This is a genomic window from Acinetobacter sp. Tol 5 (assembly GCF_019702905.1).
GTDB lineage: Bacteria > Pseudomonadota > Gammaproteobacteria > Pseudomonadales > Moraxellaceae > Acinetobacter > Acinetobacter bereziniae.
The window spans coordinates 1,625,361-1,642,914 of the sequence record NZ_AP024708.1; the positions used below are offsets into that span (position 1 = coordinate 1,625,361).

At 38.8% G+C, this 17,554-nt stretch carries 16 protein-coding genes and 1 riboswitch; of the genes, 15 read left to right on the forward strand and 1 reads right to left on the reverse strand.

Annotation, left to right across the window (positions count from 1 at the left end):
* The first annotated feature begins 86 nt into the window (after positions 1 to 86).
* From TOL5_RS07465 to TOL5_RS07520, 12 genes are all read left to right on the forward strand, one after another.
* Positions 87 to 2,879 carry a nitrate reductase gene (locus TOL5_RS07465; protein ID WP_121775592.1) on the forward strand — a complete coding sequence of 931 codons (2,793 nt, stop codon included), beginning with the start codon at positions 87 to 89 and terminating at the stop codon, positions 2,877 to 2,879.
* Positions 2,876 to 3,514 (forward strand): molybdenum cofactor guanylyltransferase, encoded by a 639-nt coding sequence (gene mobA / locus TOL5_RS07470; RefSeq protein WP_221260689.1) that lies wholly within the window; start codon positions 2,876 to 2,878, stop codon positions 3,512 to 3,514. The genes TOL5_RS07465 and mobA overlap by 4 nt, the downstream gene beginning before the upstream one ends.
* A 187-nt stretch (positions 3,515 to 3,701) precedes the next feature.
* On the forward strand, positions 3,702 to 4,847 hold the full coding sequence (moaA, locus tag TOL5_RS07475) for a GTP 3',8-cyclase MoaA (RefSeq protein ID WP_121775593.1): 1,146 nt from the start codon (positions 3,702 to 3,704) through the stop codon (positions 4,845 to 4,847).
* 1 nt (position 4,848) lies between these two features.
* Positions 4,849 to 5,157, forward strand: coding sequence for a MoaD/ThiS family protein (locus tag TOL5_RS07480; protein WP_009587086.1), 309 nt, complete (start codon positions 4,849 to 4,851; stop codon positions 5,155 to 5,157).
* Position 5,158: 1 nt separating this feature from the next.
* Positions 5,159 to 5,767 carry a molybdenum cofactor biosynthesis protein MoaE gene (locus tag TOL5_RS07485; RefSeq protein ID WP_121775594.1) on the forward strand — a complete coding sequence of 203 codons (609 nt, stop codon included), beginning with the start codon at positions 5,159 to 5,161 and terminating at the stop codon, positions 5,765 to 5,767.
* 58 nt (positions 5,768 to 5,825) lie between these two features.
* A complete protein-coding gene (gene moaCB, locus TOL5_RS07490; protein WP_046761495.1) occupies positions 5,826 to 6,749 on the forward strand; it encodes a bifunctional molybdenum cofactor biosynthesis protein MoaC/MoaB in 924 nt (307 codons plus the stop codon).
* Entirely contained in the window at positions 6,746 to 7,996 is a 1,251-nt protein-coding gene (locus TOL5_RS07495) for a molybdopterin molybdotransferase MoeA (protein WP_121775595.1), read from the forward strand. The genes moaCB and TOL5_RS07495 overlap by 4 nt, the downstream gene beginning before the upstream one ends.
* A gap of 11 nt (positions 7,997 to 8,007) precedes the next feature.
* Positions 8,008 to 8,763: a molybdate ABC transporter substrate-binding protein gene (gene modA, locus TOL5_RS07500; protein WP_121775596.1), complete on the forward strand. Its 756-nt coding sequence runs from the start codon at positions 8,008 to 8,010 to the stop codon at positions 8,761 to 8,763.
* A gap of 11 nt (positions 8,764 to 8,774) precedes the next feature.
* Entirely contained in the window at positions 8,775 to 9,473 is a 699-nt protein-coding gene (modB, locus tag TOL5_RS07505; protein ID WP_100885569.1) for a molybdate ABC transporter permease subunit, read from the forward strand.
* Positions 9,460 to 10,101, forward strand: a complete 642-nt coding sequence (locus TOL5_RS07510) for an ATP-binding cassette domain-containing protein (RefSeq protein WP_004828971.1) — start codon at positions 9,460 to 9,462, stop codon at positions 10,099 to 10,101. The genes modB and TOL5_RS07510 overlap by 14 nt, the downstream gene beginning before the upstream one ends.
* Positions 10,102 to 10,435: 334 nt before the next feature.
* Positions 10,436 to 11,431 (forward strand): carboxymuconolactone decarboxylase family protein, encoded by a 996-nt coding sequence (locus TOL5_RS07515; RefSeq protein ID WP_121775597.1) that lies wholly within the window; start codon positions 10,436 to 10,438, stop codon positions 11,429 to 11,431.
* Between the two features lie 174 nt (positions 11,432 to 11,605).
* Positions 11,606 to 12,994, forward strand: a complete 1,389-nt coding sequence (locus TOL5_RS07520) for a methylenetetrahydrofolate reductase C-terminal domain-containing protein (RefSeq protein WP_121775598.1) — start codon at positions 11,606 to 11,608, stop codon at positions 12,992 to 12,994.
* Between the two features lie 6 nt (positions 12,995 to 13,000).
* Here the strand turns inward: TOL5_RS07520 and TOL5_RS07525 are convergent, their stop codons facing one another.
* Complete coding sequence (locus tag TOL5_RS07525) at positions 13,001 to 13,663, reverse strand: epoxyqueuosine reductase QueH (protein ID WP_121775599.1); 663 nt, start codon at positions 13,661 to 13,663, stop codon at positions 13,001 to 13,003.
* Positions 13,664 to 13,997: 334 nt separating this feature from the next.
* Here TOL5_RS07525 and TOL5_RS07530 point away from each other — a divergent pair, with 334 nt between their 5' ends.
* The 3 genes from TOL5_RS07530 (at position 13,998) to TOL5_RS07540 (ending at position 17,553) form a co-directional block, all read left to right on the forward strand.
* Positions 13,998 to 14,912: a LysR family transcriptional regulator gene (locus TOL5_RS07530; protein ID WP_004828965.1), complete on the forward strand. Its 915-nt coding sequence runs from the start codon at positions 13,998 to 14,000 to the stop codon at positions 14,910 to 14,912.
* A gap of 1,069 nt (positions 14,913 to 15,981) precedes the next feature.
* Positions 15,982 to 16,084, forward strand: a riboswitch (guanidine-I (ykkC/yxkD leader).
* 30 nt (positions 16,085 to 16,114) lie between these two features.
* A complete protein-coding gene (locus TOL5_RS07535) occupies positions 16,115 to 16,870 on the forward strand; it encodes an urea amidolyase associated protein UAAP1 (RefSeq protein ID WP_121775600.1) in 756 nt (251 codons plus the stop codon).
* Between the two features lie 14 nt (positions 16,871 to 16,884).
* Positions 16,885 to 17,553 (forward strand): urea amidolyase associated protein UAAP2, encoded by a 669-nt coding sequence (locus TOL5_RS07540; protein ID WP_004828962.1) that lies wholly within the window; start codon positions 16,885 to 16,887, stop codon positions 17,551 to 17,553.
* Position 17,554 lies beyond the last annotated feature (1 nt).

A 17,554-nucleotide genomic window follows, 5' to 3' on the forward strand; every position in this document is an offset into this window, starting at 1 on the left:
GTTATTGATCCAGTCTAGTTATAGCGTGGGAATGAAAACCTCTAAAAATTGTTAACTCCATGCACAAGATAAGGAGCACCGCAGAAATGAATAGTATCCCTGTCGTGGAACTGCATAGCTCTACAGAAACTAACATCAAAATCACCCACACCACATGTCCTTATTGCGGTGTAGGTTGCGGTGTGAGTGCGACAGTTGAAGAGACTGCATTTGGGCAAAAGCTGTCTGTTGCAGGAGATATCGATCATCCATCCAATTATGGAAAACTTTGTATCAAAGGAAGTAACCTTGCTGATACTGTTGGTTTGGAAACACGTGTTTTACACCCCATGCTTGGAGGTAAAACAGGACGTCAAGAGAGTGACTGGGATACTGCAACTGATTTGATTGCAGATAAATTTCAACACTATATCCAGCAATATGGGCCCGAAAGTATTGCATTTTATGTCTCTGGGCAGTTATTGACTGAAGACTATTATGTGGTCAATAAATTTGTTAAAGGTTATTTGGGAACAGCCAACATCGACACCAACTCAAGGTTATGCATGTCTTCGGCCGTTGCGGCACATAAACGTGCTTTTGGTGAAGACTTAGTACCTGCCAGTTATGAGGATTTTGAACATACAAACATGGTGGTGTTGGTTGGGTCAAATACGGCATGGTGTCATCCTGTGTTGTATCAACGAATCATGCAAGCTAAAGAGCGTAGACAACAGCAACAAGATGATTTATTTGTGGTGGTCATTGATCCACGGTTTACCGCAACATGCGAAGCAGCTGACTTACATCTACCAATTCAAATTGGACAAGATGTCGCACTGTTTAATGGGTTACTCCAATATTTATATCAACATAACTATACCGATACCGAATTTGTAAATGCCCATACACAAGGGTTGAACGAAGCATTACAAAGCGCTGAAACGGAATCAAGCTTAGAAAATGTTGCGAGAAAAACAGCAATTTCACAGGAAAAATTACAGTTATTTTTTGAAAAATTTGCACACACAGAAAAAGTGATGACGCTTTTTTCAATGGGCGTTAATCAATCCTCTCGAGGTGTGGACAAAGCCAATAGCATCATCAATTGTCATCTGTTGACTGGAAAAATTGGAAAGTTAGGTGCAGCGCCATTTTCGATGACGGGGCAACCAAATGCCATGGGTGGACGTGAGGTGGGGGGACTTGCCAATATGTTGGCAGCACATTTGGATTTGGAGAATCCTCTTCATCAACAATTGGTACAAACATTTTGGAATAGTCCAACGATTGCTCAACAGGTGGGTTTAAAAGCAGTAGATTTATTTGAGGCAGTTGAACAAGGGAAAATTAAAGCCATTTGGATTATGGCAACTAATCCTGTGGTGAGTTTACCCAATGCAGATCAGGTTAAACGTGCTTTAACTCAATGTGAGTTTGTGGTGGTATCCGATATATGTAAAGACACAGACACTACAGCATTTGCAGATGTGCTTTTACCTGCTTTGGGGTGGGGAGAAAAAGATGGAACAGTGACCAATTCAGAACGGCGTATTTCAAGGCAACGGGCTTTTTTAGCAGCACCTGAACAAGCAAAAGCAGATTGGTGGTCTGTGTCGCAAGTGGCAAAAAAATTGGGTTTCTCAGGATTTGATTTTGAAAATAGCCATGAAATTTTTAAAGAACATGCACAGTTATCTGCATATCAAAACCAAAGACTGTCATCTCGTTCAGAGACCGGCACATTTCGATATTTTAATTTGGCAGGTTTAACTGGACTTTCATTTCAGCAATATCAAACGCTTGCACCAGTACAGTGGCCTATTTGGGATTCAGAACATCAGCAGGATGTTGCTCAATTATTTTCTTCTGGGCAATTCAGCCATACCAATGCACATGCCAAATTTATTGCTACAACAGCGATTGATCCAGTGCATTCAACAACACATGAATATCCTTTAATTCTCAATACAGGGCGGATTCGTGATCAGTGGCATACCATGACTCGCACAGGTCTTTCTGCAAATTTGTCTAGCCATAAGGCAGAACCTTTTTGTGAAATCCATCCTAATGATGCATTGAAGTATGGGGTGAAGGACGGTGAACTGGTTGAGATCAAATCCGCATGGGGCTTGTGTGTTTTAAGAGCAATACTGAGTGACAAAATTCGCCGTGGACAAATTTTTGCACCAATCCACTGGAATGATCAGTTTGCATCAGATGCACGGATTGGAAAAGTGGTCAATCCAGTTGTTGATGCGATCTCAGGAGAGCCTGAATTCAAGCATACTCCAGTGATGATTCAACCATTCTATACACAATGGCAAGGCGTGTTTTATGTACGAGTGGGTTATGAACATCTGGTTCAAAACAGTATCGAAAGTACAGTTTGGTGGACCAAAATTAAAACCATTCAGGCGATACGTTATGAATTGGCAGATCGGCGTCGTTTTGAACAAATTACCCAGCATTTAAAGCAGCTTTTACCTTTTCAAGATGAAAGCTTTGAATGGCTGAATTTAGAAGATCAAACCGCACATATCAGTCATAGTGTGGTGTTAAAAGATGGTCGCCTGATTGCGAGTTTATATATCGCACCAAAAGCTTTATTACCTGATCGGGACTGGGTTGCCAGTTTATTTAAGCGTGAACGACTCAGCGCAATGCACCGAAAAGCACTTTTGGCAGGACAAGCCATGTCGATAGCAAACAGTGATGGTCCTCAGGTTTGTAGTTGTTTTAAAGTGGGTAAAAATCGAATTATTGCCACCATTAAGGAAAAAAACATCCAACATGAAAAACAAGTAACTGCATGCTTAAAAGCAGGTGGTAACTGTGGTTCCTGTCTACCTGAGATACGTGGACTGATTAAAGCCTGTCAAGCGGAGGCAATAGAATGAAAAAAAATAGTGCAATAACAACAAAGCTGTCGACATACCCTCAAACTGATTTGGTGATCCTTGCCGGTGGTCAAGCAAGACGTATGAATGGAATAAATAAGCTTTTGCAAAAGTTTGATGATCAAATTCAGTTGCTAAAAATCCATCAACAACTGAAACATCAAGTTGCACAAGTCTGGGTCAACAGTCATCGTGATTATTCGATTTATCAAAAACTTATTCCCAATATTTATTGCTATCAAGATTATGAAAGAGGCTTTTTAGGTCCTCTCATGGGAATGAAAAGTGCGTGGTCTTATGTGAAATCTGACTATGTGTTGTTTGTGCCCTGCGATGTGACATTTGTTCCAGTACAGGTGGTTGAGAAATTACATCGGGCTTTAGCACGTGTCCCGTTGGCAGAGGTGGCTTATGTTGAGTTCAATGGCAAAGCGTTATACCCATTCTGTCTGTTAAAGCGTAGTGCATTCGCCATGATACGCACTCATCTTGAACAGGGACAGCGTAGTTTAAAACAGTGTTTTAGTGATTTGCACGCTCAAAAGGCAGCTTTTGAAAATCATGCACTATTTTTTCACAGTATAAATTCTTTAGATGAGCTACAGCAATATCGCCAGTTAAAACTGTTGTATTAAAAAATAGATTATTGTTTGAAATCATTGGGTTAGTTTTTGGTGAAAACAACAACAGTGGTTTTATTTTAAGTTCGCTTCGCAATGATTAAAGTTGGAACACTTTTTGCAATTTTAAGCTTAAGAAAATAGCGCAAATTTCAAGTTCAAGAACATTTTGAACTTAAACAGTGCTTCAAGGGATGTGTGTATGAATGCAATGACACCACATAAACAGAATACTGCCTTTATCGACCAACATGGTCGCATTAAGCGTAAGCTTCGAATTTCAGTAACTGATCGCTGTAATTTTAAGTGTGTTTATTGCATGCCTGAACATCCTAAGTGGATCAAAAAACATGATTTACTCAGTTTTGAAGAGCTGTATGTTTTTTGCGAATTTATGGTGCAGCGTGGAATCGAGCATATTCGTATTACAGGTGGAGAACCGTTGATGCGTCAAGGTGTAGTACATTTCATCGATGAATTACAAAAATTGAAAAAGCTGGGTCTAAAAAGAGTTTCGATGACCACCAATGCTTATTATCTTAAACAACACGCAGTGCAGTTAAAACAAGCAGGACTTGATGATTTAAATATCAGTCTAGACAGTTTGCAACCTAACCAATTTAAAGATTTGACCAAAAAAGAATTATTGCCTGTACTTGAAGGAATTCGTGTTGCACAACAGGTCGGATTAAAAATAAAGATCAATGCGGTACTCATCAAAGGTAAAAATGAAGATCAAATTTTACCTTTGGCACATTGGTCGATTCAAAATAATTGCGTCGTGCGTTTTATAGAATTTATGCCTTTAGATGGTGTAGGACATTGGACACAATCAGATGTTGTGAGTGAACAGTATATCTTAGCGCAATTAAAGCAAGATTTTGAAGTCAGCTTACAACAGGGGCAATCCTCTGAGCCTGCTCGACAATATTTAATTAATGGTTATCCGATTGGGATTATTTCAACCATCACTCATTCATTTTGTGGTACTTGTGATCGTGTGCGTCTGACAGCTCAAGGCGATTTCTTCAATTGTTTATTTGCCCCTCAAGGTATTGCCCTCAAGGCACAAATTAGAGCATTACAACAATCATCAGCTCGGATGCATCCAACATATTTCGCTCAAACACCTTCGGTGCAAACCATATCTTTTGCGGTACACGCTAGATTGCCTCAACGCTTTACTTTTTTTCCTAAGACTTTCAATTTACAGTCTAATTTACAACTTCAACAGACTCTGACTGATTATATTTGGCAGAAAAAAAGAGGTTTTCATGATATCGCTCAACAAGCAAAGTTAGATCACTCCCCATCCCGAAAAATTAGTATGTATATGATTGGAGGCTAATATGTTGAATTCTCTCGTTCTTTCAAAAACAGCAATAGACCATGATTCAAAGCAATCATCGTCAACGATTGAGATTAAAATTGAATGTTTTGGTGCGATAGAACGTTTATTACCTTCAGATTTAAGTCTGCAAACTAAATCTGGAATGACAATCTCAGACGTTTTAGATGACCTAATATGCCGTTATCCCAAGGCAGAATCATTGCTTGATCGTTGTGCCTGCGCGATTGGTGAAGACATTATTCCACGTCAAACTTTATTAGAATCAGACAGTACCGTGGTTTTACTGTCTCCAGTGGCTGGAGGTTGATATGAATACTTTTAAACATAGTCTCAAACAATTTAACCGTATTCAGGATTCAGCACTGAGCCTAGAAAGTTTTGACCCGATTCAAAACTTTCCTGAATGTGGTGGAATTGGTTTTTTTATTGGAACTGTGCGGAATCATCATGAAGGTAAAGCGGTTAAGTCATTAAAATATACTTCCTATGCGCCTGTTTCTGAAAAAATGATTCGTCAAATTGAACAAGAAATCCAACAGCAGTTTGCTGTGTCTTATGTTCGAGTGATCCATCGGATAGGGACTTTGGAGATTGGTGAAAAAGCCATTATTGCAGTGGCTTATGCAGCACATCGTCGTGAAGCTTTTGCTGCGTGTGAAGAAGCTGTAGAGCGAGTAAAACATGAGGTTCCTGTGTGGAAAGAAGAGTTTTATCAAGATGGAAGTAGCCAGTATGTTGCAGGCTGTTGTATCCGTAAGGACTATGTAGGATCAAGTCAAGTTTCACATAATGAATCTCACATGCAACAGCATTGTGAACATCAACATTCAGCACATAAATCATTGCAGTCAGATCGTGAGCAAAACGCTGTAATGAATAAGACCTGTGAACAGACTATTTATCAATGGCATATGTAAAGCATATTCAGCACAACACGATTTGCCTTGGAAAATATCGCAATAGAAGGAAGATGTAATGAAAAATGTGGGCATGAAAGCAGAAAGCTATCGTACAGCGGTTGCAACAGGAATATTACATGCACCTTCGCATTGCATCGAACTGTTAAGAAATGGCAATACTGAAAAAGGTGATGCATTAAAAACTGCCCGAATTGCAGGAATTTTGGCAGCCAAACGTACCGATGAGTTAATTCCACTGTGCCATCCTTTGCCAATCTATCGTGCAGATGTGGAATACGAGTTAAATGAAACCTATGTGGTGATCATGGCTACAGTTGAAACAATAGGTCCAACTGGCGTAGAGATGGAAGCATTAACAGCAGTGAGTTTGGCAGGTTTAACTTTGTACGATATGTTGAAACCGCATTGTGAACCCGAGGACTTATGCCTAGATCAATGCAAATTACAAAAGAAAAAAGGTGGGAAATCACACTTTACGCGTGTATTGAAAGAATCTTTGGCAGCTTCAATTATTGTTTTATCTGATACTGTTGCTTCAGGCAAAAAACCAGATACTGCTGGGCAAAATGTATTGGAGATCCTCGAACAAGCCAATTTTGTGGGAATTGACTATCAAGTGATTCCTGATTCACCTGAACAATTATTGGCTTTAATTGAACAACAAAAAAATCAATATCCACTGATTTTAACAGTGGGAGGGACAGGGTTAGGGTCAAAAGATCTTACTGTGGAAACCATTCAACCCTTACTTCAGCGTGAAATTCCCGGTTTGATGGAAGCTTCACGCAGTTTTGGTCAGCGCCGTACACCTTATGCTGCCTTGAGCCGTGGGGTTGCTGGCTATATTGAAAAAAGCTTGGTCATCACCTTGCCGGGAAGTAGACAAGGTGCGCAAGAATCATTGATTGCGATTTTACCTGCTTTGGTTCATCTCTTTGATGTGCAAAAAAACATCCCACATGCAGGAGGCTATCAATGAATCAACACGTTGTTAGTCAGGGTTGTGGTGTAGAGAAGGGCTTAATTTCTATTGATCATGCTTTAGCGCTTATTTTGACACATAGCCATTGTTTAGATACAGAAGTTTTACCACTGAGCCAAGCGCTTAATCGATATCTTGCAGATGATATTTTTTCAAAGATTGACTTACCTTTGTTTTCGCAAAGTGCTGTTGATGGATATGCATTATCTAGTCAAGAACTGGTAGAAGCAGGTACACAGTTTGATGTTGTGGGTGAGGTGCGTGCAGGGGAAACAGTCGATGTGAAACTGATACAAGGACAGGCCCTACGAATATTCACAGGAAGTCAAATACCGATAGGAACTACTACAGTTGCCCGTCAGGAAATTGTGGAAGTGCTTAGCACGCAAGTGATTAGAATTGATGAAAAATTAAAACAATATGCAGATATTCGTGAGAAGGGTGAAGAGGTGACGCAAGGTCAGCGACTTGCGCCTGCTGGTCAGAAGCTAAATACAGGGGTGATTGCTGCGTTGAGTATGGCAGGAGTAAAGCAATTAAAGGTTTTTAAATACCCTAAAATTGCTGTAGTAATAACAGGGGACGAAGTTGCTGAGACTGTCGAGTGTTTAAACTCAGGTAAAATTTTTGATGCAAATGGACCTTTGATTCAAGCATGGTTTCAAACACACAATCAAAGCATAGATGTGATTCATGTTGATGATCAACAACAACAAGTCCTCAATTTATTTGACGAACTCAAAAATCAATATGATTTGATTATTAGTACTGGTGGTGTCTCTGTTGGGGACTATGATTTTGTTAGACCTGTTGCACTCAAGTTAGGTTTTGAGCAAATTTTTTGGAAAGTCAAACAAAAACCTGGCAAACCGATGTTGTTTGCTAAATATCAGCGCAAAGATCAACGTCATTGTTATTTATTGGCATTACCGGGAAATCCAGCTGCGGTCTATATCGGTATGCAAGTCTACGTCTCAACTTTACTTGGCGCTTTGCAAGGGCATCAATCTCCCCCACATTGGCAAAATGGCATCATCAGTCACGCACTTAAATCTGATGCACGTGAACGATTTTTAAGAATGAGTGCTGTCTTTGAACAAGGTCACTTAAGTTTAAAAAATTTAGCAAAACAACAATCTCATATGCTCAGTAATCTCATCCATGCCAACTGTATTGTACGGGTTCCCGCAGAGCAAGACATACAGAAAGGACAGATTTTACCTGTGTTATTCATCCAAAACTGAGAGAACCAAAAATGCGTAGACCGATCAATTTTGTGCTTGCTTTCACGCTATTTTCGACGTTGTCACATGCTGAAACTGTTAAGGTTTATGCGGCAGCAAGTTTGACCAATGCTGTTACAGATATTGCCAAAGTATATGAAAAGCAAAATCCTGAGATTAAAATCGTGCCTGTGTTTGGTGCATCATCAGCTCTGGCAAAGCAGATTGAAGCAGGTGCACCCAGCGACATTTTCTTTTCTGCCGATCAGGATTGGATGAATTACTTGGTACAAAAACAAAAAATTCAACACAACCAAGTGAAGCCTTTTCTGTTTAATCAGCTGGTTTTAATCAGCCCAGTTCAAAGTAAGCAACAGTTTAAAGCTGTACCACAGTTCAATTTTGCGCAATCCTTTCAGGGTCGCTTGTGTACAGGACAAATGGAATCTGTACCCGCAGGTAAATATGCCAAACAAAGCTTAATTAAATTGAATTGGCTCGATAGTTTGAATGGTCGAATTGTTGGCACTGACGATGTTCGCTCAGCCTTAGCATTTGTTGAACGTGGCGAGTGTCAGGTGGGAATCGTCTATAAAACAGATGCGTTGATCAGTAAAAAAGTCAAAATTTCAGGAGTTTTTCCAAGCAATAGTCATCAACCCATCGTCTATCCGATTGCTTTGACTCAACAGGGACAAAATAATCCATCTGCAGTTAAATTTAATCAATACTTAAAGGAAAATCCGCAAGCTAAAAAAATACTGCTTCAATATGGATTTACACTTTAAGGTCATCGTCTATGTTAAGCCCTGAAGAGTGGAGTGCGCTGTATTTATCGGCAAAAGTTGCGATTTGTGCAACTTTATTCTGCCTGCCTTTTGCTGTGATGCTGGCTTGGATACTGGCGCGTTATGACTTTAAGTTGAAGTTTGTTGTTGAAGCATTACTACAGATGCCAATGGTCTTACCGCCAGTTGTTTTAGGTTATTTACTTTTAATCTTATTTGGTGCACAGGGTTGGATTGGTCAATATTTGAATCAACTCGGTATTCAAATGGCTTTTAATTGGAAAGGTGCAGTTTTAGCATCGATGGTGGTGGCTTTCCCACTTATGGTACAGCCGATTCGATTGTCTTTTCAAATGATCAATCAGCAATTAGAACAGGTGGCAGGCTCTCTAGGTGCCAGTCCATTCAAGGTGTTTAGAAGTATTAGTTTGGTTTTGGCGCTACCCGGAATTTTAATCGGGAGTATTTTATGTTTTAGCCGTAGTTTGGGGGAATTTGGTGCAACCATTACTTTTGTCGGGAATATTCCAGATGAAACACGCACTATCCCAATCGCCATTTATTCCTTGATTCAACAACCTGATGGTGAGCAGGCTGCCATGCGTTTGGTGGTGCTGTCTTTGTTAATCGCTTTCTCAGCATTGATTGCAAATTATTATATTTTGCAGAAGTATCAGCGAAAACTAGGAGGCAAAGATGCTGCAATGTGATTTTCAGTTTCAATATGCTGACTTGAATCTACAGGTACAGTTGCACATGCAACAACAATTACTCGGGATCATGGGACCTTCAGGATGTGGTAAATCAACCTTACTTAAAAATATCACTGGGTTATTACAACCGAGCCAAGGCTCAATATTACTGAACAAACAAGTATTATTTGATGATCAGAAAAAAATTCGTGTCCCGATGCATCAGCGTCGTATTGCTTTGGTTTTTCAAAAGGCATGGTTATTTCCACATATGAATGTTCAACAGAATTTAAAATATGCCGAACATTTACGCACTGATCTCGATAAAAAATTTGCTTTTGAGCAGATTGTGGATTTATTGGAACTAAGGAACTTACTTAAGCGCCATGCACATCAACTTTCTGGTGGCGAGGCGCAACGTGTTTCAATTGGACGAGCACTGTTGTCTTCTCCAGATTTATTATTGCTAGATGAACCTTTAACAGGTTTGGATCAACGCTTAAAACAGCAAATTTTACCTTTCCTTGATCGGGTAAAAACCCAGACTCAATTACCGATGATTTATGTGACACATCACGCCGATGAGTTGGCTTATTTAAATGCGCAAGTGCTTTATATGGATCAGGGAAAAATCTTGAAAATTTAAAAACAATTTAGCTTTGCCAAAAAAGTGCTGCTGTGTTTAATAGGCTATTGATTTGTTCCACTTTGAGACCTGAGGAGTGGTATAAAATGTTACAATAATAAGAATCTCTACACTTATATTTTAATAATATTTATATTTCTGTGTTAATTTAATCCATTGATAAGACATCTTGATGCAAGCTTATAAAAGTCGCCATATAAAAAATTAGCATTGAGAATTCAGCATGACTATTTAACTTTATATCCATCTGACTTTATTGGTCAGAAAAATATTCTTATTGATTTACATAGCAAATTAATAAACACAGCTTTATAAACACAGCAAAGAGAAAAAGATGTGCTTTAAACATGCAGTCATTTTGACCGTTTATTTTATCGGAATAGCATTGGCTCCATCTGTGCAAGCGATAAATGAAATCAATATAAACACCGATGGTCGTCTATCGATGCACCCATTCAATCATCAAATCAAAGGAGAAAAGATTATGCAGAAGAGTACACTGCCTGATTTTAGCCGCCCTGTTAAAAGCGAAATGCAATTAAGCCGATATGAAAGAGGTTGGGAAAAACTCAAAGAAATTGATGGCGAAGCAGGTGAAAAAGTCATTCAAAGTCTAAAAGATGTCTCGCCTGATCTAGGCACATACATTATTGAATACGCATTTGGTGATGTTTATTCAAGAACTGGGCTTGACCTTAAGTCTAAAGAAATCGCGGTTGTTGCTGCGTTGACGGCAATGGGTAATGCGCAACCACAATTAAAAGTTCACATCAACGGGGCATTAAATACAGGAACTAGCATCAATGAACTTAAGGAAGTCATTTTACAAATGTCTGGATATTCAGGTTTTCCAAGTAGCATCAATGCAATGAATATACTCAAAGATGTTTTAGCAGAAAGAAAAAAACAGGGTATCCATGATGAAATAGGTAAAACAGCGAGTAAAATTAATCATGTTGATCGATTAAAATTAGGGGAAGATGAATTATCACAGTTGGATAGTCAGCAAGTAGATCGGCTAAAAACAGCATATGCTGAATTCTCTCCCGAATTGCTCAAGTTTATCCTTGAGTATGGATATGCCGATATTTACGCAAGAGATAATTTAAGCAAGCAATACCGACAAATTGCGACGATTGCGGCATTAACTGCATTAGGAACAGCACAACCCCAACTCAAATTCCATATCCATGCAGGGTTGAATATTGGATTAAGTGAAACGGAAATCAAGGAAATTATGCTTTTGATGTCAGTTTATTCAGGTTTTCCCTCTGCAATCAACGGAACTAATGTACTTAAACAAGTCTTAGCAGAACGTATAAAAAACTAAAATTTTATAAAGAGTCTGATCGGAAATTTTTAGTATGGTCGCTTTCAGTTTATAAACAGCCCATTTGAAAAACTGCATGCCCGATAAAATTGTGTCTAAGCACAGTAATTTGATGCAAAACAATCTATAATTCTGACTTAATTTTTTGTTGTTTGTCCTTTTACATTTGCAATTATGTCTAAGCTTTCCCAGTATTTTGCTCAAAATCAATTTTGTTGCTTAGTAGAGTATCTCCCTACAAAAAATCAGGTACTGCCTGTAAGGGAAAGTTTGGCTGGTTTTCCAGCCTGTATGACCTTATCTGATCGTGTGCGCTCTGATGAGGATATTGCCCCTTTGATCGCTGCACAAGCATATCCAGATCATATCGAGAAAGTTTTACATTATGCCGGTAAGGGAAGAGACATTGATGATTTTAAATTATTTTTAAAGCAAGCAGATTCAGTCGGATTACGAGATATCTTGTTACTGACAGGTGATAAGCTTAAACAACACCATGATGGTCAGGGGCAACATGCCAGAACCCGCTATTTAGAATCGGTCAATGCGGTTATGGCTGCTCATCAATATGGCGGTTTCCATATTGGTGTAGCTTTTAATCCCTTTAAATATACGCCAGCTGAACAACAAGCACAGTATTTAAAACTACATAAGAAATTAAATGCAGGTGCAGATTACATCATTACTCAATTGGGTTTTGATTTGTCCGCTTTAAAACAACTGCAAACTTTTTTAGCCCAAGAAAAATATATCCAAAAAACGCTCGCTTGTGTCATGCCACTGACTTTAGCGCGAGCACAATTTATGGTGAAGCATAAAGTTGCCGGTATCGTGATTACCCCGCATATGCTAGAGATTTTAACACAGGATCAAGTCAATCATTGCCCAGAAAATGTGTATAAGCGCTGTGCTTTACAAATTCTGATTTGCCAACATTTGGGTTATGCCGGTGTACACCTTTCAGCATGTCATAAAGCTGATGAGCAAATGCTATTAGAACAGTATATTGAACAATATCGCGACCTGAATTTGTCTCAATGCGAGATACTTTGGAATCAATTGTGGCAGTTGGCAGAGGGTGAACAACTTCGACCAAAAGTGGCGGCTAAACGGATAAAGTCAGCATTGAACAACAAGGTGAAATATCAGTTTTTAGACCTGATTCATCGTGCTATGTTTCAGTCTAGCTTTATGAAAGGGGTGGGTACTTTTATTTTTAATGCCAGCTTCTGGAATAGAAAAACTGCCGCCAAAGTACTCTTACAGACTGAATATTTAAGTAAGCATTATTTGCTGGGCTGTGAAAGTTGTGGTCAATGTCGTTTGGCTGAAACTTTATACATTTGCCCAGAAACTTGCCCCAAAGGATTAGCCAATGGTCCATGTGGCGGTACCGATTTAGATCGCTGTGAGTTTGGCGATAGGGAATGCATCCATTCGGTTAAATCCCGTTTAGCGCATGATGTGGATCAAATTCAACTGTTAAAAGAACAACTGATTCCAACTGTACCGATCGAGGTACGAGGAACCAGCTCTTGGAAAAATTGGTATAAAGCAGAGTAGTTGAATTTAGTGCTCTTCATCCATAGCATTGCTATAGAATTTTTCACCTAATTTGATTCGATCACGACCATTTTTCATACGCCAGCGATTGGTATCACGTAACGAATACACACAGCCACAGTATTCCTGCTGGTAAAATTCTTCCCGTTTACTGATTTCAATCATACGATGCGCACCACCATTTTTGCGCCAGTTATAATCCCAATATTCAATTTCAGGATAATGTGTTGCTGCTCGGATTCCACAGCCATTGATCTGTTGCATGTCTTTCCAACGAGAAATACCCAAGGAACTACTGATTAAGCGAAAACCATGTTCATAAGCATATAGGGCTGTTCGTTCGAAACGCATATCAAAACACATGGTACAGCGAATACCTTTTTCAGGTACGTTTTCCATGCCTTTGGCACGGGCAAACCAATTGTCGGTATCGTAATCGCAGTCGATAAATTCAATATTGTGCTTCTCGGCAAAACGAATATTTTCTTCTTTTCGTATCAGATATTCTTTTACTGGATGAATATTGGGATTATAAAAAAAGATCGAAAAATCAATTTCTGATTCAATTAAGGTTTCCATCACCTCACCTGAACACGGCGCACAACACGAATGAAGCAACAATTTATTGTGACCTTGAGGTAATTCGAGTTTTTTTCGTTCCAGCGTCATGTTGAACAATATAAAAAGTGATGGATTGAGTATTGTAAAAGTTATTATGCGATATGGGATTGCGATTAGATGAAATGTTTTCATGTTAAACTGAATGATTTTATATTTAATCCTTTTTATTGAGAATTTTAACCGTTATATCTCAGTGCTTTATTTTAAAGTTGATGCACTTTAAAAGCTAAATAGAATATCGGAGCAGATTATTTCATTGTGCATTAAAGTGAAAAAAAATAATTATAATGAGCATTAGGTGAAAATAATTAAACATAACTTCAGTGAATCAGTTATGCTATAGGCAATAATCTGCGTCACAAACTCATCTGGTAATGACTGAATGTTAGAACTTCGACATCTAAAAACACTGACTGCTCTTCGTGAGCATGGCTCATTAGTGGCAGCCGCAGGAGATCTGTGTTTGACCCCATCGGCATTGTCGCACCAGCTCCGAGAGCTGGATCAATGGTTTGGTGTAGAAGTGGTTAACCGTCGTTCACGACCTGTCAGTTTTTCCAATGTAGGGCAGAGATTATTAAAATTGGCAGATGATATTTTGCCTCAAGTACAAATTACTCAATCTGATATTACCCGTATCGTACACGGTCAAACTGGACGAATTGTTTTTTCTTCTGAATGTCACAGTTGTTTTGACTGGTTAATGCCGTTGTTAAATCAATATCGTCAACAATATCCTGATGTAGACTTAGACTTTGCTTCTGGCTTTGAAGCAAATCCACATGAATTATTGCAAACAGGTGAGTTTGACCTGTTAATTACTGCTGATCCAATCGCACTGAAAGGCATCGAATATTTCCCAATTTTTGAATATGAATCACGTTTGGTTTTATCTCAGACCCATCCTCTGGTACGTATGAAGGAAATTACGGTTCAGGAATTAGCAGAAGAAACTTTGGTAACCTATCCTGTAGATAAGCATCGTCTTGATATTATGTCTAGACTGTTTATTCCTGCCAATATTCAGCCCAAACATATTCGTACTACAGATCTGACCCAAATGTTGATCCAGTTGGTTGCCAGTGGTCATGGTATTGCTGCTTTGCCAGATTGGGTGGTAAATGAATATGAGCAAAAAGGCTGGGTGGTGTCTCGACGTCTCGACTGCGTCGCACCTGAAGGTTTACGCCGAACTTTATATGCAGGCTATCGGATTGAAGAAAAAGAAAAAGATTATTTTGATGGTTTTCTTAAACAACTGGATAAATTTTCTAAGAAAAGAGCAAGTTATTATTAATTAATTTCACTTACCGTTGCTTGTCACTATTACAGAGCTAGGAGTAGTAAAACCTGATTGCTTGTAAAAATGGATCAGGTTTCTACCATAAATATGCTCATTTCTCTATAAACCTAGCTTTAACTTGCTATAAAAACTATGAAGAAATGTCTGAGTTTATAAAGTAGAAAAAATAACAATTTATAAGCCATGATGAAACATCCTTTCTTAGATGATTTATGAGAGACTTTTTATGACCGAACAGAATCATTCAGATTATCAAAATTTAAAAACCTTCATCGGTCAGACTTAAAAATAGTGTCTATCACAAAAGCAGAAGCAGTGAAATAAAACTAGATATGCAAAGTCGCTAAAACTTGTCTTTCACTTTTTTGATTCAGTAAAGTCATGACCGAATGTTTTTTAATGGCTTTACCTATCGAATCTATTCATCTAAATAACGTGAATTCGATACAATTAAATATTCAACTCATTGAAAAATAATAAATCTATGTGGATTTTTTCTGGATTTTCATCCGATTTTGGATCAGCCTGCGGCTCGACATACTTGTTTTGGCATGAGGAGCGAAGCTCCGTAAGCGCAACCATCAATATAGCTTCATTTCTCTTGATCAATAAAATGAAGGCGATCAATAGATTGTTTGATGATCTAAAGCTTGCACTGCCACGCTTTACTTCTAAAGTTTAAATTCTTTTGCGTCGGCGATGCCTCACTTTTCAGAGATGAAAAGTGACAAAAATCTTTCGTTGAGCGAGGGGTACATCCTTTACCTCCGCTCAACATGGCGACATCCATGTCGCCTCACGATAGCAAGACCATCAATGATTCAAAAAGTACAAAATAAATGAATCATCCAAATCACTTGTATGAATAATCAGGCGGTTTGACTGTATCATCTTTCATCAAGGATTTTTATCGAACTCAGGTTAAATAAAACGATTTTTGATCATAAATGGCGCTTCATTTTTAAAATAAGCCTAAAACGCACCCATATTGCTCAAAATAAGTATGACAAAAGCTGAAAATCGTAATACTGAATTGGCATAGCCTTTGCATTCCTTAGCCCTATAAAAAGTGATCTAGGGTTCCGATATTTGTACCATACAAATATGTCTGGACCGAGAGTTCGCGGTTCGCAAGAACTACACGGAGGGATAAAAGCCCGGGAGGAAGTCAATCAACTATCCGAACAGGAGGGGCTATGAACACGACACATTATCATGATCAGAATGAGATTTGGTCTGAAAAATTACCGGGTGGACATCACTGGTCAGGTCGTATTCCCAAAGGAACTGTACTTCAACTTAAAGCTTTAGCTAAAAATGCAAATGTGTCTTTGTTTTGTGTCAATGCGAATGACAGACTCGAACGCTTCAATATGCCCGACAGCCTAAAAGGGCAACATACTGCATATTTAACACAAGGTCATGTTTTATATTCTGATTTGGGACGAGTCATGGCATCAATTGTTCGTGATGATCATGGCTGGAATGATGTTTTATGTGGTGCAAGTCGACCTGAACAAATTCAGCGCACTTTTGGAACGAAAAGCTTTCAAGATGCCCGAAATCAGATGTATCAAAATGGTTTGGATGGTTTACTGATCGAAATGAGCAAGTATTCATTGGGACAAATTGATTTAAGTGCCACGATTAACTTATTTTCAAAAGTCAGTCCAGATCAAACAGGTGCATTGAGTTATGTTGCTTCGGATAATCAGGATCAAATCATTCAGCTCCGATTTGAAATGGATAGTTGGGTGTTTTTATCCGCTGCACCACATGCTTTAGATCATTCTGCGGATTATGCTCCAGCAGCTATTGCTTTAAGTCTTTTTACTGCTTTGCCTTTGTCAGAACATGATATCTGTCGGGATTCTTGTCCACAAAATCAACGCGCATTTAACAACAATGATCGTTATTTTGCACGCCATTCATCACATAACATTAACGCATAAAGAGGGCAACGATCATGACCATATTCAGTTCAATCGAGCATCGTGTGTTCGACCAAGTACTTGTTGATGACGTATGCCTTGCAGGTGAGGCATGGATGGGCGAAATTAAAAAAGGACAGTATTTTCGCATTGTTGATTTGGAAGGCAATCAAGCAGTCGATACTTTGTTCATATCTGCAGAAAACCCAGCTGAACGTTATAGTGCGACGGATACGTTGACCATCAATCAACATATATATTTAGAAAAAGGTACCACTTTATATAGCAATCATGGTCGTGCGATTGGCGTGATTCATGATGATAACTGCGGTCGACATGATACCTTGGGCGGTGCATGTTCATGTGAAAGTAATACAGTACGCTATGCACATGAGACTTATCCAATGCACAGTTGCCGTAATAACTTTATGTATGCATTGGCGAAACATCCGATTGCACAAAAACACCAATTGAATGTTCGACATATTGGTCCAAATATTAATTTCTTTATGAATGTCCCTGTGAGCTCTGAAGGTCATTTGACCTTTGCTGATGGTATTTCGGCAGCAGGAAAATATGTTGAAATCAAAGCAGAAATGGATTTGATTATATTGATTTCGAATTGCCCCCAATTAAACAATCCATGTAATGGCTATAACCCAACCAAAATTCAATTGATTGTCCATACTGGTACGGAGGCTTAAT

What these genes read in the sequence shown, in the direction of transcription:
- TOL5_RS07510 (WP_004828971.1), top strand. Translation starts at nt 9,460, where the DNA reads ATGCTGCAATGTGATTTTCAGTTTCAATATGCTGACTTGAATCTACAG.
- TOL5_RS07465 (WP_121775592.1), top strand. Translation starts at nt 87, where the DNA reads ATGAATAGTATCCCTGTCGTGGAACTGCATAGCTCTACAGAAACTAAC.
- TOL5_RS07535 (WP_121775600.1), top strand. Translation starts at nt 16,115, where the DNA reads ATGAACACGACACATTATCATGATCAGAATGAGATTTGGTCTGAAAAA.
- moaA (WP_121775593.1), top strand. Translation starts at nt 3,702, where the DNA reads ATGAATGCAATGACACCACATAAACAGAATACTGCCTTTATCGACCAA.
- mobA (WP_221260689.1), top strand. Translation starts at nt 2,876, where the DNA reads ATGAAAAAAAATAGTGCAATAACAACAAAGCTGTCGACATACCCTCAA.
- TOL5_RS07520 (WP_121775598.1), top strand. Translation starts at nt 11,606, where the DNA reads ATGTCTAAGCTTTCCCAGTATTTTGCTCAAAATCAATTTTGTTGCTTA.
- TOL5_RS07495 (WP_121775595.1), top strand. Translation starts at nt 6,746, where the DNA reads ATGAATCAACACGTTGTTAGTCAGGGTTGTGGTGTAGAGAAGGGCTTA.
- TOL5_RS07530 (WP_004828965.1), top strand. Translation starts at nt 13,998, where the DNA reads ATGTTAGAACTTCGACATCTAAAAACACTGACTGCTCTTCGTGAGCAT.
- modA (WP_121775596.1), top strand. Translation starts at nt 8,008, where the DNA reads ATGCGTAGACCGATCAATTTTGTGCTTGCTTTCACGCTATTTTCGACG.
- TOL5_RS07525 (WP_121775599.1), bottom strand. Translation starts at nt 13,663, where the DNA reads ATGACGCTGGAACGAAAAAAACTCGAATTACCTCAAGGTCACAATAAA.
- moaCB (WP_046761495.1), top strand. Translation starts at nt 5,826, where the DNA reads ATGAAAAATGTGGGCATGAAAGCAGAAAGCTATCGTACAGCGGTTGCA.
- modB (WP_100885569.1), top strand. Translation starts at nt 8,775, where the DNA reads ATGTTAAGCCCTGAAGAGTGGAGTGCGCTGTATTTATCGGCAAAAGTT.
- TOL5_RS07485 (WP_121775594.1), top strand. Translation starts at nt 5,159, where the DNA reads ATGAATACTTTTAAACATAGTCTCAAACAATTTAACCGTATTCAGGAT.
- TOL5_RS07540 (WP_004828962.1), top strand. Translation starts at nt 16,885, where the DNA reads ATGACCATATTCAGTTCAATCGAGCATCGTGTGTTCGACCAAGTACTT.
- TOL5_RS07515 (WP_121775597.1), top strand. Translation starts at nt 10,436, where the DNA reads ATGTGCTTTAAACATGCAGTCATTTTGACCGTTTATTTTATCGGAATA.
- TOL5_RS07480 (WP_009587086.1), top strand. Translation starts at nt 4,849, where the DNA reads ATGTTGAATTCTCTCGTTCTTTCAAAAACAGCAATAGACCATGATTCA.